This is a genomic window from Streptomyces mirabilis (assembly GCF_018310535.1).
GTDB lineage: Bacteria > Actinomycetota > Actinomycetes > Streptomycetales > Streptomycetaceae > Streptomyces.
This window is the reverse complement of the sequence record NZ_CP074102.1, coordinates 6,493,469-6,517,147: the sequence shown is the minus strand read 5'-3', so window position 1 is coordinate 6,517,147 and position 23,679 is coordinate 6,493,469. Positions and strand designations below refer to the sequence as shown.

22 protein-coding genes are annotated in these 23,679 nt (G+C 70.3%); 9 read left to right on the top strand and 13 right to left on the bottom strand.

Annotated elements, in window-relative coordinates; genetic code table 11:
* Nucleotides 1–78: 78 nt before the first annotated feature.
* From hisF to hisD, 8 genes are read right to left on the bottom strand one after another with little or no spacing between them, the layout of a single operon-like run.
* Nucleotides 79–834 carry an imidazole glycerol phosphate synthase subunit HisF gene (gene hisF, locus SMIR_RS28730; protein ID WP_168490574.1) on the bottom strand — a complete coding sequence of 252 codons (756 nt, stop codon included), beginning with the start codon at nucleotides 832–834 and terminating at the stop codon, nucleotides 79–81.
* Entirely contained in the window at nucleotides 831–1,244 is a 414-nt protein-coding gene (locus SMIR_RS28725; protein WP_168490575.1) for a RidA family protein, read from the bottom strand. The genes hisF and SMIR_RS28725 overlap by 4 nt, the downstream gene beginning before the upstream one ends.
* Nucleotides 1,241–1,966 carry a bifunctional 1-(5-phosphoribosyl)-5-((5-phosphoribosylamino)methylideneamino)imidazole-4-carboxamide isomerase/phosphoribosylanthranilate isomerase PriA gene (priA, locus tag SMIR_RS28720; RefSeq protein WP_067363806.1) on the bottom strand — a complete coding sequence of 242 codons (726 nt, stop codon included), beginning with the start codon at nucleotides 1,964–1,966 and terminating at the stop codon, nucleotides 1,241–1,243. Before priA ends, SMIR_RS28725 begins: the two co-directional genes overlap by 4 nt.
* A complete protein-coding gene (gene hisH, locus SMIR_RS28715; RefSeq protein ID WP_168490576.1) occupies nucleotides 1,963–2,610 on the bottom strand; it encodes an imidazole glycerol phosphate synthase subunit HisH in 648 nt (215 codons plus the stop codon). The genes priA and hisH overlap by 4 nt, the downstream gene beginning before the upstream one ends.
* Nucleotides 2,601–2,765 (bottom strand): CG2302 family histidine operon protein, encoded by a 165-nt coding sequence (locus SMIR_RS28710; protein ID WP_054231464.1) that lies wholly within the window; start codon nucleotides 2,763–2,765, stop codon nucleotides 2,601–2,603. The genes hisH and SMIR_RS28710 overlap by 10 nt, the downstream gene beginning before the upstream one ends.
* Before the next feature lie 4 nt (nucleotides 2,766–2,769).
* Entirely contained in the window at nucleotides 2,770–3,363 is a 594-nt protein-coding gene (hisB, locus tag SMIR_RS28705) for an imidazoleglycerol-phosphate dehydratase HisB (protein WP_054217455.1), read from the bottom strand.
* Nucleotides 3,360–4,475 (bottom strand): histidinol-phosphate transaminase, encoded by a 1,116-nt coding sequence (locus SMIR_RS28700; protein ID WP_168490577.1) that lies wholly within the window; start codon nucleotides 4,473–4,475, stop codon nucleotides 3,360–3,362. Before SMIR_RS28700 ends, hisB begins: the two co-directional genes overlap by 4 nt.
* Nucleotides 4,472–5,797: a histidinol dehydrogenase gene (gene hisD / locus SMIR_RS28695; protein ID WP_168490578.1), complete on the bottom strand. Its 1,326-nt coding sequence runs from the start codon at nucleotides 5,795–5,797 to the stop codon at nucleotides 4,472–4,474. Before hisD ends, SMIR_RS28700 begins: the two co-directional genes overlap by 4 nt.
* A 174-nt stretch (nucleotides 5,798–5,971) precedes the next feature.
* Between hisD and SMIR_RS28690 the strand changes: the two genes are divergently transcribed.
* From SMIR_RS28690 to ybaK, 4 genes are all read left to right on the top strand, one after another.
* Entirely contained in the window at nucleotides 5,972–7,549 is a 1,578-nt protein-coding gene (locus tag SMIR_RS28690) for an oxidoreductase (protein ID WP_168490579.1), read from the top strand.
* Nucleotides 7,550–7,709: 160 nt separating this feature from the next.
* Nucleotides 7,710–8,741 (top strand): hypothetical protein, encoded by a 1,032-nt coding sequence (locus SMIR_RS28685; protein WP_422664528.1) that lies wholly within the window; start codon nucleotides 7,710–7,712, stop codon nucleotides 8,739–8,741.
* Between the two features lie 11 nt (nucleotides 8,742–8,752).
* Nucleotides 8,753–9,493, top strand: coding sequence for an LON peptidase substrate-binding domain-containing protein (locus tag SMIR_RS28680; RefSeq protein WP_168490580.1), 741 nt, complete (start codon nucleotides 8,753–8,755; stop codon nucleotides 9,491–9,493).
* A gap of 13 nt (nucleotides 9,494–9,506) precedes the next feature.
* Nucleotides 9,507–10,010 (top strand): Cys-tRNA(Pro) deacylase, encoded by a 504-nt coding sequence (ybaK, locus tag SMIR_RS28675; protein WP_168490581.1) that lies wholly within the window; start codon nucleotides 9,507–9,509, stop codon nucleotides 10,008–10,010.
* Between the two features lie 417 nt (nucleotides 10,011–10,427).
* On the opposite strand, the gene SMIR_RS28670 is transcribed toward ybaK, so the two are convergent.
* The 4 genes from SMIR_RS28670 to SMIR_RS28655 form a co-directional block, all read right to left on the bottom strand.
* A complete protein-coding gene (locus SMIR_RS28670; protein ID WP_168490582.1) occupies nucleotides 10,428–11,093 on the bottom strand; it encodes an AAA family ATPase in 666 nt (221 codons plus the stop codon).
* A gap of 34 nt (nucleotides 11,094–11,127) precedes the next feature.
* Entirely contained in the window at nucleotides 11,128–11,949 is an 822-nt protein-coding gene (locus SMIR_RS28665; RefSeq protein WP_168490583.1) for an ABC transporter permease, read from the bottom strand.
* Nucleotides 11,950–12,118: 169 nt separating this feature from the next.
* Nucleotides 12,119–13,141 carry an ABC transporter ATP-binding protein gene (locus tag SMIR_RS28660; protein ID WP_177323972.1) on the bottom strand — a complete coding sequence of 341 codons (1,023 nt, stop codon included), beginning with the start codon at nucleotides 13,139–13,141 and terminating at the stop codon, nucleotides 12,119–12,121.
* 167 nt (nucleotides 13,142–13,308) lie between these two features.
* Nucleotides 13,309–14,526, bottom strand: coding sequence for an NYN domain-containing protein (locus tag SMIR_RS28655; protein ID WP_099925734.1), 1,218 nt, complete (start codon nucleotides 14,524–14,526; stop codon nucleotides 13,309–13,311).
* A gap of 228 nt (nucleotides 14,527–14,754) precedes the next feature.
* On the opposite strand from SMIR_RS28655, the gene SMIR_RS28650 reads away from it, so the two are divergent.
* Nucleotides 14,755–14,931 carry a hypothetical protein gene (locus SMIR_RS28650; RefSeq protein WP_167552113.1) on the top strand — a complete coding sequence of 59 codons (177 nt, stop codon included), beginning with the start codon at nucleotides 14,755–14,757 and terminating at the stop codon, nucleotides 14,929–14,931.
* Between the two features lie 103 nt (nucleotides 14,932–15,034).
* Here SMIR_RS28650 and dnaE read toward each other — a convergent pair whose 3' ends face one another.
* Nucleotides 15,035–18,574: a DNA polymerase III subunit alpha gene (dnaE, locus tag SMIR_RS28645; RefSeq protein ID WP_168490585.1), complete on the bottom strand. Its 3,540-nt coding sequence runs from the start codon at nucleotides 18,572–18,574 to the stop codon at nucleotides 15,035–15,037.
* A gap of 270 nt (nucleotides 18,575–18,844) precedes the next feature.
* On the opposite strand from dnaE, the gene SMIR_RS28640 reads away from it, so the two are divergent.
* The 4 genes from SMIR_RS28640 to SMIR_RS28625 all read left to right on the top strand — a co-directional run bounded on the left by SMIR_RS28640 (nucleotide 18,845) and on the right by SMIR_RS28625 (nucleotide 23,630).
* On the top strand, nucleotides 18,845–20,188 hold the full coding sequence (locus tag SMIR_RS28640) for a DUF2252 domain-containing protein (RefSeq protein WP_168490586.1): 1,344 nt from the start codon (nucleotides 18,845–18,847) through the stop codon (nucleotides 20,186–20,188).
* 92 nt (nucleotides 20,189–20,280) lie between these two features.
* Nucleotides 20,281–20,964 carry a hypothetical protein gene (locus SMIR_RS28635; RefSeq protein WP_212727558.1) on the top strand — a complete coding sequence of 228 codons (684 nt, stop codon included), beginning with the start codon at nucleotides 20,281–20,283 and terminating at the stop codon, nucleotides 20,962–20,964.
* Between the two features lie 93 nt (nucleotides 20,965–21,057).
* Nucleotides 21,058–21,867 carry a thioredoxin domain-containing protein gene (locus tag SMIR_RS28630; protein ID WP_212727557.1) on the top strand — a complete coding sequence of 270 codons (810 nt, stop codon included), beginning with the start codon at nucleotides 21,058–21,060 and terminating at the stop codon, nucleotides 21,865–21,867.
* 92 nt (nucleotides 21,868–21,959) lie between these two features.
* Nucleotides 21,960–23,630, top strand: coding sequence for an alkaline phosphatase D family protein (locus SMIR_RS28625; RefSeq protein ID WP_168490588.1), 1,671 nt, complete (start codon nucleotides 21,960–21,962; stop codon nucleotides 23,628–23,630).
* The last annotated feature ends 49 nt before the right edge of the window (nucleotides 23,631–23,679 follow it).

The following is a 23,679-nucleotide window of genomic DNA, read 5'->3' as shown; positions in this document are numbered from 1 at the left end:
TTGTCTTTCGTATCTGGCCACAAGTGAGCCCCGGCCACCCAGTGACCGGGGCTCAGCGCACTGCCTGCACCGCCGACGTCAGCGAACGGGGTGCCCCGCCCCGTGCAGCGCCTCCTTCACCTGACCGATCCGCAGATCCCCGAAGTGGAAGACGGACGCGGCGAGCACCGCGTCGGCGCCCGCGGCGATGGCGGGCGGGAAGTCGGCGAGCCGGCCCGCGCCGCCGCTGGCGATGAGCGGCACGGTGACGTGCTTCCGGACGGCCTCGATCATCTCGATGTCGTAGCCGTCCTTCGTGCCGTCCGCGTCCATCGAGTTGAGCAGGATCTCGCCCGCGCCCAGCTCGGCGGCCTGGTGTGCCCACTCGACCGCGTCGATGCCGGTGCCCTTGCGCCCGCCGTGGGTGGTGACCTCGAAGGTCCCCCCGGGAGTGCGCCGGGCGTCCACCGACAGCACCAGCACCTGCCGCCCGAACCGCTCCGCGATCTCCCGGATGAGTTCGGGCCGCGCGATCGCCGCCGTGTTGACCCCGACCTTGTCGGCACCCGCCCGCAGCAGCTTGTCGACGTCCTCGGCGGTGCGTACGCCGCCGCCCACGGTGAGCGGGATGAAGACCTGCTCGGCCGTACGGCGCACCACGTCGTAGGTGGTCTCGCGGTTGCCCGAGGACGCGGTGATGTCCAGGAACGTCAGCTCGTCGGCGCCCTCGGCGTCGTACACCTTGGCCATCTCGACGGGGTCGCCCGCGTCGCGCAGGTTCTGGAAGTTGACCCCCTTGACGACCCGGCCGTTGTCCACGTCCAGGCAGGGGATGACTCGTACGGCAAGGGTCATGCTGCGGACACTCCGTCCTCTCCGCCGGAGCGGAACGCCTCCACCTCGACCTCGACGACCAGTCGCGAGTCCACGAAGCCGGAGACGATGATCATGGACGCGGCGGGGCGGACGGTGTCGAACAGCTCCTTGTGGGCGCGTCCGACCTCATCCACATCCCGGGCGTGGGTGATGTACATGCGCGTACGGACGACATCGTCACGGCCGAGGCCGAGCTCCCGCAACGCGGCGAGCGCGACGTTGAAGGAGTTGACCGCCTGCTCGTACGGGTCGCCGTCGACGATCGCTCCGTCGATCACGGAGGTGCAGCCGGAGACCAGCACCAGGCCGTTCGGCAGCTCCACCGCGCGGGAGTAGCCGAAGGCGTCCTCCCAGGGTGCGCCGGTCGTGACACGTCGTACGTCGCTCACTTGGCTACCGCCTCCAGTGCCTCTTCCAGGGTGAACGCCTTGGCGTAGAGGGCCTTGCCGACGATGGAACCCTCGACGCCCAGCGGCACGAGCTCGGCGATGGCGCGCAGGTCGTCCAGGGAGGAGACCCCGCCCGACGCGACGACCGGGCGGTCCGTCGCGGCGCACACATTGCGCAGCAGCTCCAGGTTCGGGCCCTGCAGCGTGCCGTCCTTGGCGATGTCCGTGACGACATAGCGCGCGCAGCCCTCGGCGTTGAGGCGCTCCAGCGTCTCGTAGAGGTCGCCACCGTCGCGGGTCCAGCCGCGGCCGCGCAGCGTCGTGCCGCGTACGTCGAGACCGACCGCGATCTTGTCGCCGTGCTCGGCGATGACCTTGGCGACCCACTCGGGGGTCTCCAGGGCGGCGGTGCCGAGGTTGACCCGGGTGCAGCCGGTGGCGAGGGCCGCGGCGAGCGTGTCGTCGTCGCGGATGCCGCCGGACAGCTCGACCTTGATGTCCATGGCGCCGGCGACCTCGGCGATCAGCTTGCGGTTGTCGCCGGTGCCGAACGCGGCGTCCAGGTCGACGAGGTGCAGCCACTCGGCGCCCGAGCTCTGCCAGGCGAGGGCGGCCTCGAGGGGGGAGCCGTAAGAAGTTTCCGTCCCGGACTCGCCGTGCACGAGCCGGACGGCCTGGCCGTCGCGGACGTCGACGGCGGGGAGGAGTTCGAGCTTGCTCACAGTGTTCCGATCCAGTTGGTGAGGAGCTGGGCTCCGGCGTCGCCGGACTTCTCGGGGTGGAACTGCGTGGCCCACAGGGGGCCGTTCTCGACGGCCGCCACGAAGGGCTTGCCGTGCGTCGACCAGGTCACCAGGGGTGCGCGCAGCGCCGGGTTGCCCACTTCCAGGGACCAGTCGTGGACGGCGTAGGAGTGCACGAAGTAGAAGCGCGCCTCGGGGTCGAGCCCCGTGAAGAGCTGGGAGCCGGCCGGGGCGTCGACCGTGTTCCAGCCCATGTGGGGCACGATGTCGGCCTGGAGCGGCTCGACCGTGCCGGGCCACTCGTCGAGGCCCTCGGTCTCCACACCGTGCTCGATGCCGCGCGCGAAGAGGATCTGCATACCGACGCAGATGCCCATCACCGGGCGGCCGCCGGACAGACGGCGGCCGATGATCCAGTCGCCGCGGGCGTCCTTGAGGCCCTTCATGCAGGCGGCGAAGGCGCCGACGCCGGGCACCAGCAGCCCGTCCGCGTTCATGGCCTTGTCGAAGTCACGCGTTATCTCGACCTCGGCGCCCGCGCGCGCGAGGGCACGCTCGGCGGAACGCACGTTCCCGAAGCCGTAGTCGAAAACGACGACCTTCTTAGGAGCGGTCAATTCCACACCTCCAGCCTCATGACGCCCGCGATCAGACACATCGCGGCGCCGATGGAGAGCAGCACGATGAGACTCGCGGGCATCTTCTGCTTGACGAAGGAGTAGACGCCGCCCAGGAGGAAGAGTCCGACGACGATGAGGATGGTGTTGAGGCCTGTCATGGCTTTACAGCGCGCCCTTCGTGGAGGGGAGGATGCCGGCGGCGCGCGGGTCGCGCTCGGAGGCGTACCGCAGCGCCCGGGCGAGCGCCTTGAACTGGCACTCCACGATGTGGTGCGCGTTGCGCCCGTAGGGCACGTGCACGTGCAGTGCGATCTGGGCCTGGGCGACGAAGGACTCCAGGATGTGCCGGGTCATCGTCGTGTCGTACTCGCCGATCATCGGCGCCATGTTCTCGGGCTCGGTGTGCACGAGGTACGGGCGGCCCGACAGGTCGACGGTCACCTGGGCGAGGGACTCGTCCAGCGGGACCGTGCAGTTGCCGAAGCGGTAGATGCCCACCTTGTCGCCGAGTGCCTGCTTGAAGGCGGCGCCGAGCGCGAGGGCGGTGTCCTCGATGGTGTGGTGCGAGTCGATGTGCAGGTCGCCCTCGGTCTTCACGGTCAGGTCGAACAGACCGTGCCGGCCGAGCTGGTCGAGCATGTGGTCGTAGAAGCCGACGCCCGTCGACACCTCGACCTTGCCGGACCCGTCGAGATCGATCTCGACGAGGACCGACGTCTCCTTGGTCGTCCGCTCCACTCTTCCGACGCGGCTCATGCGCTCTGCTCCTTCTTCAACTCACGGACCGCGTCCAGGAACGCGTCGTTTTCGGCCGGGGTGCCGGCGGAGACCCGCAGCCATCCCGGTACGCCGTTGTCCCGGACCAGGACGCCCCGGTCGAGGATCTTCTGCCAGGCCTCGTGGGAGCCGCCCTCGCCGTCGAATCGCCCGAACTGGACGAAGTTCGCGTCGGACTCGGTCACCTCGTACCCGATCGCACGCAATTCGGCGACCAGGCGGTCCCGCTCGGCCTTCAGCTGCTCGACGTACCCGAGCAGCGTGTCGGTGTGCTCCAGGGCGGCCAGGGCGGTGGCCTGCGCGACGGACGACAGGTGGTAGGGCAGCCGTACGAGCTGGACCGCGTCGACGACCGCGGGGTGCGCGGCGAGATAGCCGAGGCGCAGCCCGGCCGCGCCGAACGCCTTCGACATCGTCCGCGACACGACGAGATTCGGCCGGCCTTCGATCAGCGGCAGCAGCGAGTCGCCGTGGCTGAACTCGATGTACGCCTCGTCGACCACGACCATGGACGGCCTGGCGGCCTGCGCCGCCTCGTACAGCGCGAGGACCGTCTCACGCGGCACCGCGTTGCCCGTGGGGTTGTTGGGGGTGGTGATGAAGACGACGTCCGGGCGGCTCTCGGCGATGGCCCGCTCGGCGGCGGCCCGGTCGATCGTGAAGTCCTCGTTCCTGGGGCCCGAGATCCAGGCCGTGCCGGTGCCGCGCGCGATGAGCGCGTGCATCGAGTACGAGGGTTCGAAGCCGATCGCCGTACGGCCGGGGCCGCCGAAGGTCTGCAGCAGCTGCTGGATGACCTCGTTCGAGCCGTTGGCCGCCCAGACGTTCTCGATGCCGACCCGGTGCCCGCCGGTCCTCGTCAGGTACTTGGCCAGCTCGGTACGGAGCTCCACCGCGTCGCGGTCGGGGTAGCGGTTGAGGTTGCGGGCGGCCTCGCGGACCCGCTCGGCGATCCGCTCGACGAGCGGTTCGGGCAGCGGGTACGGGTTCTCGTTGGTGTTCAGCCGTACGGGCACGTCGAGTTGGGGCGCGCCGTAGGGGGACTTGCCGCGCAGCTCGTCCCGTACGGGAAGATCGTCGATACCGGTCACTTGCTCTCTGGAACCTTCCACCCGAAACGAGCCTTGATCGCCGCCCCGTGGGCCGGCAGGTCCTCCGCCTCCGCGAGCGTCACCACGTGGTGGGCCACCTCGGCGAGGGCGTCGCGCGTGTAGTCCACGATGTGGATCCCGCGCAGGAAGGACTGGACGCTCAGCCCCGAGGAGTGGCAGGCGCAGCCGCCGGTGGGCAGCACGTGGTTGGAGCCCGCGCAGTAGTCGCCCAGCGACACCGGCGCCCAGGCGCCCACGAAGATCGCGCCCGCGTTCTTCACCCGGTCGGCGACGGCGGCAGCGTCCGCCGTCTGGATCTCCAGGTGCTCGGCGCCGTACGCGTCGACGACCCGCAGGCCCTCGTCCACGCCGTCGACGAGGACGATCGCGGACTGCCTGCCGCGCAGCGCGGGGACGATCCGGTCCTCGATGTGCTTGGTGGCCGCGACCTGCGGCTCCAGCTCCTTCTCCACCGCCGCCGCCAGCTCGACGGAGTCCGTGACGAGGACGGCGGCGGCGAGCGGGTCGTGCTCGGCCTGGCTGATCAGGTCGGAGGCCACGTGCACCGGGTCGGCGGTCTCGTCCGCGAGGATCGCGATCTCGGTGGGACCGGCCTCGGTGTCGATGCCGATCTTGCCCGTGAAGTAGCGCTTGGCGGCGGCGACCCAGATGTTGCCGGGCCCGGTGACCATGTTGGCCGGGGCGCAGGACTCGGTTCCGTGCGCGAACATCGCGACGGCCTGGGCACCACCGACCGCGTACACCTCGTCGATGCCGAGGAGGGCGCAGGCGGCGAGGATCGTGGGGTGCGGGAGACCCCCGAACTCCTTCTGCGGCGGGGAGGCGAGCGCCATGGAGGCGACTCCGGCCTCCTGCGCCGGAACCGCGTTCATGATCACTGACGAGGGGTAGACCGAACGTCCGCCGGGCGCGTACAGGCCGACGCGCTCGACCGGTACCCACTTCTCGGTGACCGAGCCGCCCGGCACGACCTGCGTGGTGTGCGCGGCGCGGCGCTGCTCGCGGTGGACCAGGCGGGCGCGGCGGACGGACTCCTCCAGGGCCGCGCGCACGGCCGGGTCGAGCTGTTCCAGGGCGTCGGTGAGCGCCTGGGCCGGAACCCGTACGGATGCCAGCCGCACCCCGTCGAATTTCTCCGCGTAGTCGATCAGCGCCGCGTCCCCACGATGATGCACGGCCTCGCAGATCGGACGCACCTTCTCCAGGGCGGCCTGTACGTCGAAGTCGGCTCGGGGCAGCAGGTCGCGCAGGGCGGAGCCCTCGGGGAGGGCGTCGCCGCGCAGATCGATTCGGGAGATCACGGTCCCAATTCTCTCAGACGGCGATAAGACGCCGGACGCCTGTATCAATGGCTGATACAAGCCGTCCCAGGCTCCCCCCGGAGATCTCCGTCACCAGTAGCGTTCGGCCCGTCACACAGCGGGCATGAACGGCTGTACGAAACCCGCGAGTAGCTGGGGAGGGAGGGACGTGACGTGACCGAGGGTGCCGGCCTTCGCAGTGGGGACCTGCCGGACGAGTTGACCGCCGCCGAGGCCGGGATGTGGCAGGCCTTCCGCAACGGCAGCGTGTACGACCTGCGCGGCGGGGACATGACCGTGGACGATCCGCACGGCGGCCATCCCTGGGGGCCCGAGCGCAGTGTCCGGGCCCGGATCGTGGCGTGGCTGCTGCTCGACGGGCCGCCCGCCCTCCAGGGCCGGGTCGCTTCCCTGAAGCTGACCGGCGTGCAGATCACGGACGTCCTCGACCTCGCGGGCGGCACGGTGGTGCCGTACGTGGAGCTGAAGGGCTGCCGGTTCGAGAAGGAGATCCTGCTGCCGGAGGCGCACTTCACGACCGTGCGCCTGGTCAACTGCTCGGTGCCGCGCCTGGAGGCGGCCCGGGTGCACACCGAGGGCGATCTGCACCTGCCCCGCTGCCGCTTCCACAACGGGGTGCGGCTGACCGACGCGCACATCGGTACGGATCTGCTGCTCAACCAGGCCGTGGTCTACCGGGACCGGCGTGGCCGCTCGCTCACCGGCGACGGGATGACCGTGGGACAGGATTTGCAGGCCGAGATGCTGGAGTCGCACGGCGAGCTGAGCCTGCGCGGCGCCACCGTCGGCGTATCGCTCAGCCTGCGCGGCAGCAAGCTGAACAACCCGTACTCGCGGCTCGCCCTGAACGCTCCCCAGCTGACCGTCAACCGCACGCTCTACATGACCCCCGCGGGCCTCGGCAATCCCCTGCTGACCAGCGGCACCACCCCGGCGCGCGGGACGCTGGTGCAGCGCTTCGAGTGCCAGGGCGGGATCCGCCTCGACGACGGACGGTTCGGGGACGCCCTCGACTTCGAGCGGGCCCGTTTCACCTTCGACGACGACCAGGAGCTGTCCCTGCTGCGGGTGCAGACGCCCGAGCTGCGCTTCCTCGGGGAGCGCCCCGAGCGGGGCAAGGTGGTCCTGTCGGGCGCGCGGATCGTCAATCTCGTCGACCGGGCGGACAGCTGGCCGGGCCCCGGCAACCTCCACATGGGCGGCTTCAGTTACGAGAACCTCGTACCGCAGGGCGCCTTCCCGCTGACCCGGCGCCTGGAGTGGGTGGCGGCGGCGACCGCCGAGTACAGCCCGGAGCCGTACGAGCGGCTGGCCACCGTGCTGCGCGACTCCGGGGAGGACGAGGACGCGCGCGAGGTGCTGCTCGCCAAGCAGCGCCGCCGCCGCGAGACCCTGCCGTTCGCGGCCAAGCTGTGGGGGTACGCGCAGGACTGGACGGTCGCCTACGGGTACCGGCCCGGCCGGGCGGCCCTGTGGATGGCGGTGCTGTGGGCGGCGTCCTCGATCGCCTTCTCGCACGCGACCCACACCCCGGTGAACGGCGGGCATCCGCCGTGGAACGCCGCGCTGTTCGCCCTCGACCTGCTGCTGCCGGTGATCGACCTCGGCCAGGTGGACGTCTGGCAGCTGCGCGGCGGCTGGCAGTGGCTGGCCGCGGTGGTGATCCTCCTGGGCTGGATCCTGGCGACGACGGTGGCGGCGGGGGCGACGCGGCTGCTGCGCCGCAGCTGAGGGGCCCGTGGGACAGCATCCGGCCATACTGTTGACAGGTGTTCAATAGTAGAACAACAGTCACTTTTTACCTATCCTTGACCATCTGACATACAACCAAACGAGGGTTACGAAAGTGTCACCGCGCACCCTCTGGTACAGCTCCGACCTGCGGCTTTCAATGGTCGACACCATGGCACTGCTGCGCGCGTTCATCCGTACGGCCCGGATGGTCAAGAACACTTCGCGCCTCGCCGCCGGACTGCCCGCCGACGACGAGGTACTGCTGGACGCCCCGGACGAACGGCTCGCCCCGGCCCTCGTCGCGGCGGCCCGCGGTGAGTACGACATCGCGGCCAAACTGCTCGCCGCCACCCGCGAGGCCGCCGAGTGGGAGAACCGCGACCGCTACGGGAGACGTCTCGCCGCCTTCGCGTGCACCCGCGACGAATGGCTCCAGACCTGGCAGAGCGAGTCCCCGCACGACCCGGACGCGCTCCTGGTCAAGGCCGAGCTCTCAGTGCGCCGCTGGTGGGAGTCGCCCGCCCGCGCCGAGCTGCTGCGCGAGGTCGGCCCACTGATCGGCGCCGCCGCCGAGGGCGACCCTCGCGACCCGGTGCCCTGGCGGATCGCGCTCGACCACGCCCGTGGCACCAATGCCGGACACACCGAGTTCGAGAAGCTGTGGGGCGAGGCCGTACGCCGCTCCCCACACCACTACGGCTGCCATGTGGCCGCCCTGAAGTACCTGTCGGCCGCCTGGTACGGCTCGCACCGCGAGTGCTTCGACTTCGCCGAGCGGGCCGCGCAGGACGCGCTGCCCGGCTCACTCGTACAGGCGCTTCCGGTGCGGGCGGCCTTCGCCTATCTGACCGAGGGCGGCCGGGCCGTCATCCCGCGTGAGCGGCTCGACGAGGCGGCCGACCTCGCGATCGCGGTCTCGGCGGCATACGCGCCCGCCGACCCGTGGCCCGCGGAGGTACGCAACCTCCTCACCTACGTCCTGATCAGGCTGGAGCGCTGGCAGGACGCCCTGGACCAGCTCCGTCTGATCGGCCCGTACGCGACCTCGTTCCCCTGGGACCGGGTCTCCGACGACCCGCTGGGCCAGTTCCTGGAACTGCGCGACGGAGTCCGCCTGGAGGTCGCCTCGAACATCCCCCTCCATCCATGGAGTGAGCACGGCGGACGTGCCCGCTCCGGCGACCATTAGGCTTTCGCGTCGTGACCACCGTCCGGCTCCCGCTCTTCCCCCTGAACTCGGTACTTTTCCCGGGTCTCGTGCTTCCCCTGAACATTTTCGAGGAGCGCTATCGCGCCATGATGCGCGAACTGCTGAAGACCCCCGAGGACAAACCGCGCCGGTTCGCCGTCGTCGCCATCCGCGACGGCCACGAGGTCGCGCACACCGCACCCGGCATGCCGGACCAGACGGCGCTGCCGCAGCGCGGTCCCACGGCCGGGTTCGGGGACGACCCGCTCAAGGCCTTCCACGAGATGGGCTGCGTCGCGGACGCGGCCACCATCCGGGAGCGCGCCGACGGCAGTTTCGAGGTACTGGCCACCGGCACCACGCGGGTACGGCTCCTGTCCGTGGACGCCACCGGCGCGTTCCTGACGGCCGAGCTGGAGGAACTTCCGGAGGAACCCGGCGAGGAGGCCGGCGCGCTCGCCGAGGGCGTCCTGCGGGCCTTCCGCCAGTACCAGAAGCGGCTGGCGGGCGCCCGCGAACGCTCACTGTCCACCGGCGCGGACCTGCCGGACGACCCGGCGGTGGTCTCCTACCTGGTGGCGGCCGCCGTGATGCTCGACATCCCGGCCAAACAGAAGCTGCTCCAGGCTCCCGACACGGCCACCCGCCTCCACGAAGAGCTGAAACTCCTGCGCGCCGAGACCGCCATCATCCGTAATCTGCCGTCGTTGCCGGCGTCGGAACTGACGCGCAACCCGACAAGTCTCAACTGAAGGCATCGGCACCTTGGCGAAGAAGTCGAAGAAGCAGCAGCAGTCCGGGGGCACACCCGCGACGGTGGCCCTGACGGCGGCGGGCGTCGCGTACACGGTCCACGCCTACGAGCACGACCCCGCGCACCCCTCCTACGGCGAGGAGGCCGCCGAGGCGATGGGCGTCTCCCCCGACCGCGTCTTCAAGACCCTGGTCGCGGACGTGGACGGCTCCCTCGTGGTCGCCGTGGTCCCCGTCGCGGGCTCCCTGGACCTGAAGGCCCTGGCCACGGCGGTGGGCGGCAAGCGCGCCGCCATGGCCGACCCGGCGGCCGCCGAACGCACCACGGGCTACGTCCGCGGCGGCATCTCCCCCCTGGGCCAGCGCAAGAAACTCCCCACGGTCCTGGACTCCTCGGCCGCCCGGCACGCCACGATCTGCGTCTCGGCCGGCCGCCGGGGCCTTGAGGTGGAGCTCGCCCCCGACGACTTGGCGCACCTCACGGAAGCGGTGTCCGCGCCGGTCGCCCGTGCGTGACCCCTCGACGGATGCGTCGTCCTGCGTTAAGCACGAGAGGCATGTCGAAACGAACCCGCAAACGCAAGTGGCGCACGAAGAAGGGCCGCTCGAACCACGGCCACCGACCTCCATGACCTACGCGCCCGGCCCCCTGGAGCCGTTCGACTGACGGCCGGCGGTGGCTGAGCGCGCAGTTCCCCGCGCCCCTAAGACGGGGCTTTGCCCCGCATCTCCGGTCCGTCCGGCGTCTTCAGCCCGTCCGGCGTTTGAGGACGAGCCCTCGGGCGATGCGGGGGTCCAGGGGTTGCGCCCCTGGCGGGGTTGAAGGGGCGGAGCCCCTGGGGATGATGGGGGTCCCCCCTGCTCGAGCGAAGCCGAAAGCTTGGGGGAGGGCAGGGGCGGCGGGGGCGAGGAAAAGCCGCTCGTGCCCCCGGTTCAGACCGCCGGAGGCTGCGGCGGGGTCGGAGCCCCGTACGGGCTCGCGTAGGGGTCCGGATCGCGGGGACCGAACAACGCGGTGAGGCCGAGATGAACCACCAGCCCCGCCAGGGACCACGCCAGCAACGCCCCCTTCGCCCCGAGCTTCAACGGCGCGGAGAAGGTAACCCCCTTGCCCACTTGCTTGGCGTGGGCGACCACGTTCTGCGTCGGCCCGAGCCAGATCCCGATCCGCCAGGCGAGCAGCGACCCGAGCACACCCCCCACCGCCAGCGCCACGACGAGCGGCACACCCCCACGCCGCCGCACCAGAAACACCACCACCGCACTGACCGCACCGAACGCCAGCGCGAGCAGCGTGAACGTTCCGTCGACCCCGATGGCCTGCTCACCCTCGGTGTCCTTCAGATACACCGCGCTGTCGTCCGCGATCAGCGGCACATGCGGCGCCAGCCACCACCACAGCACGCCGAGCAGTACTCCCGCGAGCGCCACCGCCACCGTGACGACGGCGGCCTCCAGCACTTCGGTCTTCATCCCGGGCCCGTCCTGTTCGTACCCGACGGTCCCCGCGCCGCCCCCGGCGGGCGGAGCCTGCCAGGCATGGGCGTCGTCGGAGGGCGGTTGGTGCGGCGGCGGAGGCGGAGTCAGCGGTGCGGTCACACTGACATCGTGCCAGGCCCGGCTGTCGGCCGCGTCACCGGACGGCCGCCCGGCGGTACGCCCAGGTCGCCACCGCAAGCGAGGCCACCCCGACGCCGGCGCAGACGGCGAGGTCGCCGACGACGAAGGCCCAGTCGGGGTGCGCCCCGAAGCTCCGCGCGAAGGCCTCGACGCCGTAGGTGGAGGGCAGCAGATCGCGGCCGTACTGCACCACCGTGGGCAGCCGGTCCGCCGGCAGCACCCCGAGCAACAGCGCCGCCGACATCCCCAGCTGTCCGAGCAGCGTGGCGAGTTCGGGCCGAGGCGCAAGCAGTCCGAGCGCCGCCCCGAGCCCGGCGAGCGCGGCGCCGGCGAGCGGGATCACCGCGACGAGCACCCACAGATGCGCCATCGGCAGCCCGAAGAGGACGCAGCCGACGACGGCGGTGACCACGGTCCCGGGCACGGTGAAGGACGCGTACGCGCCCGCGGCACCGAGCACGACGGCGGCCGGCGGCACCGGCAGGGTCGCGTAGTGGTCGAGCCCGCCGCCGGCCCGCAGCTGTCCGAAGTACTGCGCCAGCAGGTTGAGCCCGACGAAGGCGACGACCAGGACGGACGCCCCGGCCACGATCGACCGGGCCTCGCCCCCGCCGTCCACCACGCCACGCATCATGACCATGATGCCGACGGACTGGACCGTGGCCACGAACAGCAGCGGAATCCGCGCCACGCGCGCGCGGGAGAGCTGGGCCCGGTACATGGCGGCGAGGGAGGGCCACAGCCGCGCCCTCGGCCCGAGTTCGGCGGCGTCACCGGCGTCCTCGGCCATGGACAGCGCACTGCCCGGCAGCACCTCAGCGGGTACGACACTCACGTCGAGCTGCTCCTCTTCACTCCGGCAGCCGTCCTGTCCCTGTTTCCGACGCCGATTCCCACGCCGCTTCCCACACCCACGACGCCCCTCCCCGTCCGTACAGACTCCCCTGTCCGTACAGACTCCCCTGTCCGTACAGATTCCCCTACGGATTCCAGACCCCGCGCGCTCACGCCTTCACCAACCCCTGCGCATTGCCGCCGAGCGCGAGGTACACGTCCTCCAGGCTCGGCGTGGCCAGCGTGAAGTCGTCGAGCGCGGCGAACGCGGCGCCTCCGGTGACCGTGGCGACGGCCGCGCGGGCCTCCTCCGGGGCGAGCCTCAGGGTCCAGCGGCGGCCCGACTCGACGGCCCGGGCGCGCAGCGCGGCGACCTCGGGCACGTCCAGCGGCGCGCTCTCGCGCCAGACGAGTTCGACCCGCACCTCGCCCGCGACCCGCTCCTTCAGCCCGGCCGGCGTGTCACAGGCGATGACGCGGCCCCGGTCGAGGACGGCGACCCGGTCGAGCACGGTCTCGGCCTCGATGACGTTGTGGGTGACCAGCAGCACGGTGGCGCCGTGCTCGGCCCGGCGCCGGTCGACGGCGGACCACACGGCCCGCCGGGCCACGGGGTCCATGCCGGTGGTCGGCTCGTCGAGGACGAGCAGCGGTCGCTGCCCGACCAGCGCGGCGGCGAAGCAGGCCAGCCGCCGCTGCCCGCCGGAGAGCTTCTTCAGGGGGCGGGAGGCGATCGGGGTGAGGCCCAGCTCGTCGAGTACGGCGTCCCGCTCGGCCCGCGCCTCGCGCAGTTCGAGCCCGCGCAGCCGCCCGGTCGTCTCCGCGGCCAGCGACACGGTCAGCTCGTCGAGGGCGGTGGACTCCTGTCCCAGGTAGGCGAGGATGCGCGCAGCCCGTTCGGGGTGACGCACGATGTCGTGTCCGAGGATCTCGACGCTGCCGCTGTCGGGGCGCATGAGCCCGGTCAGCTGGCGTACGAGGGTCGACTTCCCGGCGCCGTTCGGCCCGAGCAGTCCGAAGATCTCGCCGCGCCGGATGTCCAGCCGTACCCCGTCGGTGGCCCGCACCTCGGGTGTACCGGGGCTGCCACGGCGTCCACGGACGGCCGGGTAGGTCTTGGTCAGCGCGCGCACCGAGCACACGACATCGCCCCTGTGCCCGTTCCGGACTGCCTGTGCCGTGCGCGTACTCACGAAGGACGAGCCTACGGGGTCCGATGCCCCGTTATGCGCCCGGGGCCCTCGCCTCAGTCGGTCCACGAGCCGTCCTGGCCCGGGTCTCGAAGGTCTGGCGCGCTGAAGAAGCGCCCCCACCCACCCATACCGGAAGAGCACACCCGGGGTTCAACCGCTCCCCCGGTTCACTCCCCGGCAGGGGCATGCTCCGCCGCCGTACGCACATCGATCTCCCGCCAGAACCCCGCCCTGATCGCATACCGGTCGTGCTCGTCGATCTGGTCGTCCTTGTGGGCGAGCAGCCCGAAGCGCGCGGCGTAGCGCAGCAGCTCGCCGTCCACGCGGTGCGGCACCCGCGGGTACATCGTGGACAGCTTCTGCAGGTGGCTCGGGTCGGTGAGCCGCTCCATCCAGCGGCGCGCGAAGACCTGCCCCACCTCGTAGGGATCGCCGCCGACCGTGGTGATGTCCTCCTCGCGGTCGGCCCATCGCTGCTCGGCGGAGGTGAGCTGGGCGAGCGTGGGCAGCGCGGCGGCCTCCGTGGACTCCGTGGCGCCCCCGGGGCGTTCGATCCACCCCTTGTCGGACGACCACCGCAGCGTCGCACTGGCGGGGTGCTGGGGGGCCTGGACGCCCGGCGCGCGCAGCGCGGCCAGGTCCTTCGGCGTGGGCACGCCCTTGGGGGCGGGAACCCGCTCCTCGGCCCCGTTCTGCGACTCGGCGACGGGGCTGTGCTCCGCGGCCTCGGAGGGGCGCTCGGCCGCGCCGGCGAGCGACGAGTCGGGCAGTGGCGCGGAGAGGATCGCGGCGATCTCGGGGCGCGGCACGGGCTGCGGCGCGCAGATCCCGCCGAGGTCCTTGGCCCGTACGGCCTTCGTGATCCACGCCCGGTCCAGCACCCGGCGCTCGTCGGCCTCGGCGACCAGGTCCTCGGACTGGTTGTAGTCGCCGTCCGCGGCCTGCACGGCCCACAGGTGCACGGCCACGCCGTGCTCCTTGGCGGCCATCATGCCCGGCAGCAGGTCCCCGTCGCCGGTCACCAGGACCACGTCGGAGCAGGCGCGGTTGCGGGCCAGCTCGGTCAGCTCGGCGTGCATGGCGGCGTCGACGCCCTTCTGCGCCCACCGTCCGTCGCTGCGGGTCAGCGCGCCGAGGCGCACGGTGACCCGTGGCATCACGCGCAGCCGGCGGTGCTCCGGTTGCGGTACGCGGTCGGGCGCGCCGTCGAACCAGTAGATGCGCAGCAGGGGCCGCTCCGTGTCGGACTCGGCGCGCTCGCGCAGGCCCTGGATGAGGGCGGCGTGGTCGACGGTGATCCGGGATCGCGAAGGCTCCCCGGCGAGGAGACTGGCGGCAGCCCCGAGCAGATACCCGGCGTCCACCAGGACGATGCAGCGGTCCACGCGGTCCACCCTCTTTCCGGTTCCGGGAGATTCGCTTCGGGCTTCCTTCGAGTCTGCCCGACGGCGCGGAGGTTAACGGCCCGAACTCGATCTTCGGCGTGGCGTATCGGGGGATAACGCTCCGACAGGCCTTATTACGCACGGTAATTCTCCGAAATGCACTGCTTGTCAGGCTATGTGAATCTGGATCCGGCCCTGACCCCGAGGGCCCCACAGGAGGCAATCACCATGGCCAAGAACAAGAACCGCAAGCAGGGCGGCCAGCAGGACCGCTCCTCGCAGGCCGAGCGTGCGCAGGAGCAGGCGCAGCGGTCCTCGACGGAGGCTCACACGCCGATGTCGCAGGCCCAGGGCAGCCCCGCGGACGTCGCCCGCAAGCACCAGAAGCGCTTCGGCCACAACTGAGGCCACGCGTAAGGGCTGTTGAAGCCCAGGTACACACCGAGGGGCGCATCCGACAACGGATGCGCCCCTCGCGTACATCATCTGATCCTGTCAGCTGATCCCGTCAGCCCGCGAGGCAGGACGGGCCCAGCAGCACCTTCAAGTCACCGAACAGCGCCGGATCCGGCTTCACCCGGTGCCGGTCGAGCCGCAGCACGGTGGTCTTGCGCGGGCCCTGGAGCCTGATGCGCACCTCGCTCTCGCCCTTGTGGTGGCTGAGGATCTCGCCGAGGCGGCTCACCATCGGCGGGGTGACCTTCAGCGCCGGGATCGTGAGGATCACGGGCGCGTTGGTGCCCGCGTTCGACAGGTCGGGGACCTGAAGCTCCATCGCGACCAGCCGCGGCACGTCCTCGCGCTTGTCGAGGCGCCCCTTGACGAAGACGACCGCGTCCTCGACGAGTTGGGTCGACACCAGCTGGTACGTCGCCGGGAAGAACATGCACTCGATGGAACCGGCCAGGTCCTCCACCGTGGCGATCGCCCAGGCGTTGCCCTGCTTGGTCATCTTGCGCTGGAGGCCCGAGATGATGCCGCCGATGGTGACGACCGCGCCGTCCGCGTGCTCACCTCCGGTGAGCTGGGAGATGCCCGCGTCGGCCTTGTCGGACAGCACGTGCTCCAGGCCGAAGAGCGGGTGGTCGGAGACGTACAGACCGAGCATCTCCCGCTCCTGGGCGAGCAGATAGGCCTTGTCCCACTCGTCGGTGGTGAACTCCACGTCGAGTCCGAAGCCCGGCTCGCTGGTGTCCTCCTCGCCCATGCCGCCGAAGAGGTCGAACTGGCCCTCGGCCTCCTTGCGCTTGACCTGCACCACGTTGTCGATCATCGGCTCGAACTGCGCGGTGAGGCCCTTGCGGGTGTGCCCCATCGTGTCGAACGCGCCCGCCTTGATCAGCGATTCCGTGGTGCGCTTGTTGCAGGCGACCGCCTCGACCTTGTCGAGGTAGTCCGGGAAGGAGGCGTACTTCCCCTTGGCCTTACGGCTCTTGATGATCGACTCGACGACGTTCGTCCCGACGTTGCGGACGGCGGAGAGCCCGAAGAGGATCACGTCGTCGCCCTGCGCGGCGAAGTTCTGCTCCGACTCGTTCACGTTCGGCGGCAGCACCTTGATGCCCATGCGCCGGCACTCGTTCAGATAGATCGCGGACTTGTCCTTGTCGTCCTTGACCGAGGTGAGCAGGCCCGCCATGTACTCGGCGGGGTAGTTCGCCTTCAGGTAGGCGGTCCAGTACGAGACCAGTCCGTACGCGGCCGAGTGGGCCTTGTTGAAGGCGTAGCCGGCGAAGGGCACCAGCACGTCCCACAGGGCCTGGATCGCCTCGTCGCTGTAGCCGTTCTTCTGGGCGCCGGCCTGGAAGATGGTGAAGTTCTTCGCCAGCTCGTCGGGCTTCTTCTTGCCCATCACGCGGCGGAGGATGTCGGCCTCGCCGAGCGAGTACCCGGCGATGATCTGGGCGGCCTTCTGCACCTGCTCCTGGTACACGATCAGGCCGTAGGTGACCGCCAGGACCTCCTGGAGGGGCTCCTCCAGCTCCTTGTGGATCGGCGTGATCTCCTGGAGGCCGTTCTTGCGGAGCGCGTAGTTCGTGTGCGAGTCCATGCCCATCGGGCCGGGACGGTAGAGCGCCGAGACGGCGGAGATGTCTTCGAAGTTGTCGGGCTTCATCAGGCGCAGCAGCGAGCGCATGGGGCCGCCGTCGAACTGGAAGACGCCGAGGGTCTCGCCGCGCTGGAGCAGTTCGAAGGTCGTCGGATCGTCGAGCGGGAGGGACAGCAGGTCGAGGTCGACGCCCTTGTTGGACTTCACCATCTTGACGGCGTCGTCCATGATCGTCAGGTTGCGCAGGCCGAGGAAGTCCATCTTCAGCAGGCCGAGCGACTCGCACTGCGGGTAGTCCCACTGCGTGATGGTCACGCCGTCGGTGTGCCGCACCCAGACCGGGGCGTGGTCGACGATGGGCTCGCTGGACATGATGACGCCGGCGGCGTGCACGCCCATCTGGCGGACCAGGCCTTCGACGCCCTTGGCGGTGTCGATGACCTTCTTCACGTCCGGCTCGTTCTCGTACATCGCGCGGATCTCGCCGGCCTCGCTGTAGCGCGGGTGCGAGGAGTCGGTGATGCCGCTGAGGTCGATGCCCTTGCCGAGGACGTCGGCGGGCATGGCCTTGGTGAGGCGGTCGCCCATGGCGTACGGGTAGCCCAGGACGCGCGCGGAGTCCTTGATGGCGTTCTTCGCCTTGATCTTTCCGTAGGTGCCGATCATGGCGACCTTGTCGGCGCCGTATTTCTCGGTCACGTACCTGATCACTTCGACGCGCCTGCGCTCGTCGAAGTCGATGTCGACGTCGGGCATGGAGACGCGCTCGGGGTTCAGGAACCGCTCGAAGATCAGACCGTGCGGGATCGGGTCGAGGTCGGTGATGCCCATGGCGTACGCGACGATCGAACCGGCCGCCGAGCCACGGCCCGGGCCCACGGCGATGCCCTGCTTCTTGGCCCACATGATGAAGTCGGCGACGACGAGGAAGTACCCCGGGAACCCCATCTGGATGATGACGTCCATCTCGTACTCGGCCTGCTTCTGGCGGTCCTCGGGGACGCCGCCGGGGAAGCGCCGCTCCATGCCGAGGCGCACCTCCTCCTGGAACCAGGTGACCTCGGTGTAGCCCTCGGGGATGTCGAACTTCGGCATGAGGTTCTTCGCCTCGAACATGCCTGCGGTGTCGATCTGCTCGGCCACCAGGAGAGTGTTGGCGCAGCCCTGCTGCCAGGCGTCCGAGGAGTCGACGGCGTACATCTCGTCCGTGGACTTCAGGTAGTAGCCGGTGCCGTCGAAGCGGAAGCGGTCCGGGTCGGAGAGGTTCTTGCCGGTCTGGATGCACAGCAGGGCGTCGTGGGCGGTCGCCTCGTGCGCGTACGTGTAGTGCGAGTCGTTCGTCACCAGGGGCGGGATGCCGAGCTTCTTGCCGATGTCCAGGAGTCCGTCGCGGACCCGGCGCTCGATCTCGATGCCGTGGTCCATCAGCTCCAGGAAGTAGCGGTCCTTGCCGAAGATGTCCTGGTACTCGGCGGCCGACTTCAGTGCCTCGTCGTACTGGCCGAGGCGCAGGCGGGTCTGGAGCTCGCCCGAGGGGCAGCCGGTGGAGGCGATGAGCCCCTCGGACCACTGGGAGATGGTCTCCTTGTCCATGCGGGGCCACTTCTGGAGCCAGCCCTCGGCGTACGCGTCCGAGGAGAGCTTGAAGAGGTTGTGCAGGCCGGTCCGGTTCGCCGCCCAGATCGTCTTGTGCGTGTAACCACCCGAACCGGACACGTCGTCGCGCTTCTGGTGGGGCTGACCCCACTGGATCTTGCGCTTGTTGCGCCGGGACTCGGGGGCGACGTACGCCTCGATGCCGATGATCGGCGTGACGCCCGCCTTCTTCGCCGTGTGGAAGAAGTCGTACGCCCCGTGGAGGTTGCCATGGTCACTCATGGCGATGTGTGTCATGCCCATCTCATTGCAGGCATTGAACATGTCCTTGAGCCGCGCGGCACCGTCCAGCAGCGAGTACTGGGTATGGACGTGCAGGTGCGTGAACGGCGGCTTTGACACGGCTTCGGCCTCCAAGGAGAACAATCGTCGACAGGCTGCGGACAGTCTGGGGGGACAGCGTCGAAGTCTATGACGCGCCACTGACACTCCGCGGCCGATCACCCGTACCTTCATCCAGGGCGCGGGGCACGCGCGCGTACCGTTCGTCCCCGGCGCGCGGGCACTCCCGCGTACCTTCGTCCGTTGGGACAGGACGGAAGCAACCGTCCCGGCGGACGGACACGTCCTTCCCTCATGTCACGCACCACCTGCACCAGGAGGCACCCAGCGATGTCGGTCCCGCAGCTCAGCGCCGAGCAACGCGGCGAGCAGATCCTCGCCGTCTTCGACACCGCCTTCGGCGAGCTCCTGGCCGCCGACCCGGCCGCGTTCCGCGTCAAGTTCCGCAAGATGGCGGCCTCCGCCTTCGCGTTCTACCGGGGCACGGCGGGCCTCTTCTACCACGACCTCACCGCGGAGATCGGGTTCGGGCCGAGGCGCGGCGGACCCTACCTGGACGAGCGCACCTCCCGCGTGTGGATCCACGGCGACCTGCACGCCGAGAACTTCGGCACGTACATGGACGCCAACGGCCGTCTGATCTTCAACGTGAACGACTTCGACGAGGCGTACGTCGGCCCCTTCACCTGGGACCTCAAGCGATTCGCCGCCTCCGTGGCCCTCATCGGGTACGCGAAGGCGCTCAGTGACGACCAGATCACCGAGCTGGTCAAGGTGTACGCGGCGGCCTACCGCGAGCGCATCCACGCGCTGGCCACCGGCGCCAAGAGCGACGAGGTGCCGCCCTTCACGCTGGACACGGCCGAGGGCCCGCTCCTGGACGCGCTGCGTGACGCACGCTCGCTGACCCGCTTCGGGCTGCTCGACTCGATGACCGAGATCCGTGACTTCGAGCGCCGCTTCGCGCCCGGCGGCGGCTCCATCGAGCTCGACGCGGCCACCCGCTACAAGGTGCTCGCGGCCTTCGACGGCTACCTGGAGACGCTCCCGGAGTCCTCCCTGGCCCGCCCGGACTCCTACCGGGTGAAGGACGTCGTCGGCCGCCGCGGCATCGGCATCGGCTCCGCCGGACTGCCCTCGTACAACATCCTCCTGGAGGGCAACAGCGACGCCCTGGAGAACGATGTCGTGATCTACATCAAGCAGGCCCAGACCCCGGCCGTCTCCCGTCACATCACGGACTCCGCGATCCGCGAGTACTTCCAGCACGAGGGCCACCGCACGGTGATCTCCCAGCGTGCCCTGCAGGCGCACGCCGACCCGTGGCTGGGCTGGACCGAGCTGGACGGCGCCGGCCAGCTGGTCGCCGAGGTCTCGCCGTACGCGGTGGACCTGGACTGGGGCGACATCGACGACCCTGAGGAGATCGCCTCGGTCGTCGCCGACCTCGGCCGGGCCACGGCCACCATGCACGCCGCGGCCGACGACGAGAGCGGCCACTCGGAGCTGGTCCCGTTCTCCACCGAGCGGGCCATCGACGCCGCGATCGCCGCCGACGAGGACGGCTTCGCGGGCCTCCTGGTGGACTTCGCGCACGGCTACGGCGCACGCGCGCGTGCCGACCACCAGATCTTCGTCGACCTGTTCCGCAACGGCCGGATCCCGGGCCTGTAGGCACCCCGGACGACGGAGCCACAACGCTCCTGTAACGCATAGGAACCCTTTAGGGGGCCCTTACGGGAGCACGTGGGACACTCGGCTCCGCTATGGACATACCCGGGACCCAGCTCAGAGCCGTGCGCGCGGCACTGTTCACGGCTGTCGTCGTGACGCTCTCCACCGCGTCGCACGTGCTGCTGTCCCGGGTCCCGCTGCCGCTGGGCACCGTGGCGGCGATCGCCGCGGCCGTCTTCGTCATCGCGTACGCGCTGGCGGGCCGCGAGCGCGGCTTCGGCCGGATCGCCGCCCTGCTCATCCCGCTGGAGCTGACCGCCGACACCGTGTTCACCACGGGCCAGCACGTCTGTTACGGCAGGGCGGGCGGCCCCGTCGCGGGCCCGCTGCGCTCGGTCGGATTCGATGTGCTGTGCGGCGGCAGCGTGGGCACCCCGCTGGCCCATGTGACCGGCGGCAGCGGCGGCCGTGCCGCCGCCCTGCTGGCGCAGACCGACCCGGCCGCCGCCTGGCTGCTGCTCGCCGCCCATGTCACCGTCGGGCTGCTCGCGGCCGCCTGGCTGCGCCGCGGCGACCGCGCCCTGGACCAGCTGCTGCGCGCGGTGGCCGCGGCCACCTTCCGGCCCCTGCTGATCGCGGTCGCCGCCGTGACCGTACGACTCGCCCCGGTACGCCGGCTGCCGCGCCCCGCGCGCCGGAGCGCGGGCGCCCGCACCCGCCTGTTCGTGCACTCCCTGGGACGGCGTGGACCGCCGCTCTCGGCCGCTTTCGCCTGAGCCATCGCTTCTGCGCGACAGCCCTTGAGCACCAGCAGTCCCCCATACGTATCCGCGTACGACGTGTGCGCGTCCCCCATGGAGATCACCAACATGAGCAAGCGGAACAGCCAGGCGGCGAAGACGGCGGCCCGGGAGAAGCTGCGCCTCGAGCGCGAGCGCCAGGCCAAGCGCGACAAGGTCAAGCGCCAGGCCATCGTGGCCGGCTCCATCGTCGCCGTCCTCGCGATAGCCGGCGGCGTCGGCTACGCGGTCGTACAGAAGAACAAGCCGAGCTACTGGGCGGGTCTGAAGGACGCCAAGGTCGTCGCCCCGGCCAACACCACGGGCACCAAGGGCACCACCGTCGTCATCGGCAAGAGCACCGCCAAGAAGACCCTCAAGGTCTACGAGGACCCGCGCTGCCCGGTCTGCGCCCAGTTCGAGCAGACCGTCGGCTCGACCGTGAAGAAGGACATCGACAACGGCAAGTTCAAGTTCCAGTACGTCGGCGCCACGTTCATCGACGACAAGGACAACGGCCAGGGCTCCAAGAACGCGCTGAGCGCCCTGGGCGCCGCGCTGAACGTCAGCCCCGAGGCGTTCCTCGAGTACAAGACCGCGCTGTACTCGACGAAGTGGCACCCGGACGAGACGACCGACAAGTTCAAGGACGACGCCTACCTCCTCCAGGTCGCCGACACCGTTACCGCGCTGAAGGGCAACACCGCGTTCCAGAACGCGGTGAAGAAGGGCACCTACGACGCCTGGGCGATGGCCATGTCGAAGACCTTCGACGACAACAAGGAGGGCGTGACCGGCACCCCGGGCTTCGTCATGGACGGCAAGCAGCTCAACGGCGGCACCCCGCTGCTGACGGTGGCCGACTTCGACAAGGTGGTGGACGCGGCCCTCAAGGGCTGACGCCAACGGGGAATCCGGCCTCCGCATGAAGAGCGGGCGAACTTTCGAGGTTCGCCCGCTCTCGCGCATACCGATCAGTAACCTGTTCGGTCGTGACCAGTCGATACAGATCATCCGAGGCATCTCAGGGCCTCAACTCTCCCTCGCCCCGCCGCCGTACGGTCGTCAAGGCCGCGGCGGCGACCGCTGTCCTGGCCGGCCCGCTCGCCGCCGCACTCCCGGCCCGCGCCGCCACGGACACTCCCGCCTTCCTGCACGGTGTCGCCTCCGGCGACCCGCTGCCCGACGGTGTCCTGCTGTGGACCCGGGTGACGCCCGACTCCGAGGCGATACCCGGCTCGGGGCTCGGCCCGGACACCGAGGTCAGCTGGATCGTCGCCACGGACAAGGCGCTGACGAACGTCGTCTCCAAGGGCTCCCTCACCGCGACCGCCGCCTCCGACCACACCGTGAAGGCCGACATCCGTGGTCTACGGCCGGCCACCGACTACTGGTTCCGGTTCTCGGCCGGCGGCACCGACTCGCCGGTGGCGCGCACCCGCACCGCGCCGGCGGCGGACGCGAGCGTCTCCGGCCTGCGCTTCGGCGTCGTCACCTGCGCCAACTGGGAGGCGGGCTACTTCGCTTCGTACCGCCATCTCGCGGCACGGAGCGACCTGGACGCCTGGCTGCATCTCGGGGACTACATCTACGAGTACAAGTCCGGCGAGTACGCGGCCCGCGGCACGGTCGTACGGCCTCATGCGCCCCTGAACGAGATCATCACGCTCGCCGACTACCGCACCCGGCACGGCAAGTACAAGACCGACCCGGACCTTCAGGCCCTGCACCTCAAGGCGCCGGTCATCGCGATCTGGGACGACCACGAGTTCGCCGACAACGCCTGGTCCGGCGGCGCGGTCAACCACACCGAGGGCGCCGAGGGAACCTGGACGGCACGTCAGGCCGCGGCGAAACAGGCCTACTTCGAGTGGATGCCGGTACGCCCGGCGATCGAGGGCACCACCTACCGCCGGCTGCGCTTCGGCAAACTCGCCGACCTGTCCCTGCTGGACCTGCGCTCCTTCCGCTCCCAGCAGGCGTCCACGGGCAGCGGTTCGGTCGACGACCCGGACCGCACGATCACCGGGCGCGCACAACTCGACTGGCTGAAGGCCGGGTTGAAGGCGTCCGACACCACTTGGCGGCTGGTCGGCAACTCGGTGATGATCGCGCCGTTCGTCATCGGCTCGCTCACCGCCGACCTGCTCAAGCCGCTCGCCAAGCTGCTGGACCTGCCGCAGGACGGCATCGGCGTCAACACCGACCAGTGGGACGGCTACACCGACGACCGCCGTGAACTCCTCGCCCATCTGCGCTCGAACGCGATCGGCAACACGGTGTTCCTCACCGGCGACATCCACATGTCCTGGGCCAACGACGTGCCGGTGGACGCCGGGACGTACCCGCTGTCCGCGTCGGCCGCCACCGAGTTCGTGATCACCTCGGTGACCTCGGACAACCTCGACGACATCGTGAAGGTCCCCGAGGGCACGGTCTCCGCGGTCGCCGCCCCGCTCATCCAGATCGCCAACCGCCACGTCCACTGGGTCGACACCGACCGCCACGGATACGGCGTCCTGGACATCACCGCCGACCGCGCGCAGATGGACTACTACGTCCTGTCCGACCGCACGAACGCCAACGCGACCTCGGCCTGGGCTCGTTCGTACCGCACGCGCACCGGCACGCAGAAGGTCGAGCGCACCTACGACCCGGTATAGAAAACAATTCCGGGTGCCGACCAGGGGGATCTTGATAGCGTCGCACACA

What these genes read in the sequence shown, in the direction of transcription:
- SMIR_RS28710 (WP_054231464.1), bottom strand. Translation starts at nt 2,765, where the DNA reads ATGACAGGCCTCAACACCATCCTCATCGTCGTCGGACTCTTCCTCCTG.
- hisB (WP_054217455.1), bottom strand. Translation starts at nt 3,363, where the DNA reads ATGAGCCGCGTCGGAAGAGTGGAGCGGACGACCAAGGAGACGTCGGTC.
- SMIR_RS28640 (WP_168490586.1), top strand. Translation starts at nt 18,845, where the DNA reads ATGTCGGTCCCGCAGCTCAGCGCCGAGCAACGCGGCGAGCAGATCCTC.
- SMIR_RS28650 (WP_167552113.1), top strand. Translation starts at nt 14,755, where the DNA reads ATGGCCAAGAACAAGAACCGCAAGCAGGGCGGCCAGCAGGACCGCTCC.
- hisF (WP_168490574.1), bottom strand. Translation starts at nt 834, where the DNA reads ATGACCCTTGCCGTACGAGTCATCCCCTGCCTGGACGTGGACAACGGC.
- SMIR_RS28685 (WP_422664528.1), top strand. Translation starts at nt 7,710, where the DNA reads ATGGTCGACACCATGGCACTGCTGCGCGCGTTCATCCGTACGGCCCGG.
- SMIR_RS28635 (WP_212727558.1), top strand. Translation starts at nt 20,281, where the DNA reads ATGGACATACCCGGGACCCAGCTCAGAGCCGTGCGCGCGGCACTGTTC.
- SMIR_RS28630 (WP_212727557.1), top strand. Translation starts at nt 21,058, where the DNA reads ATGAGCAAGCGGAACAGCCAGGCGGCGAAGACGGCGGCCCGGGAGAAG.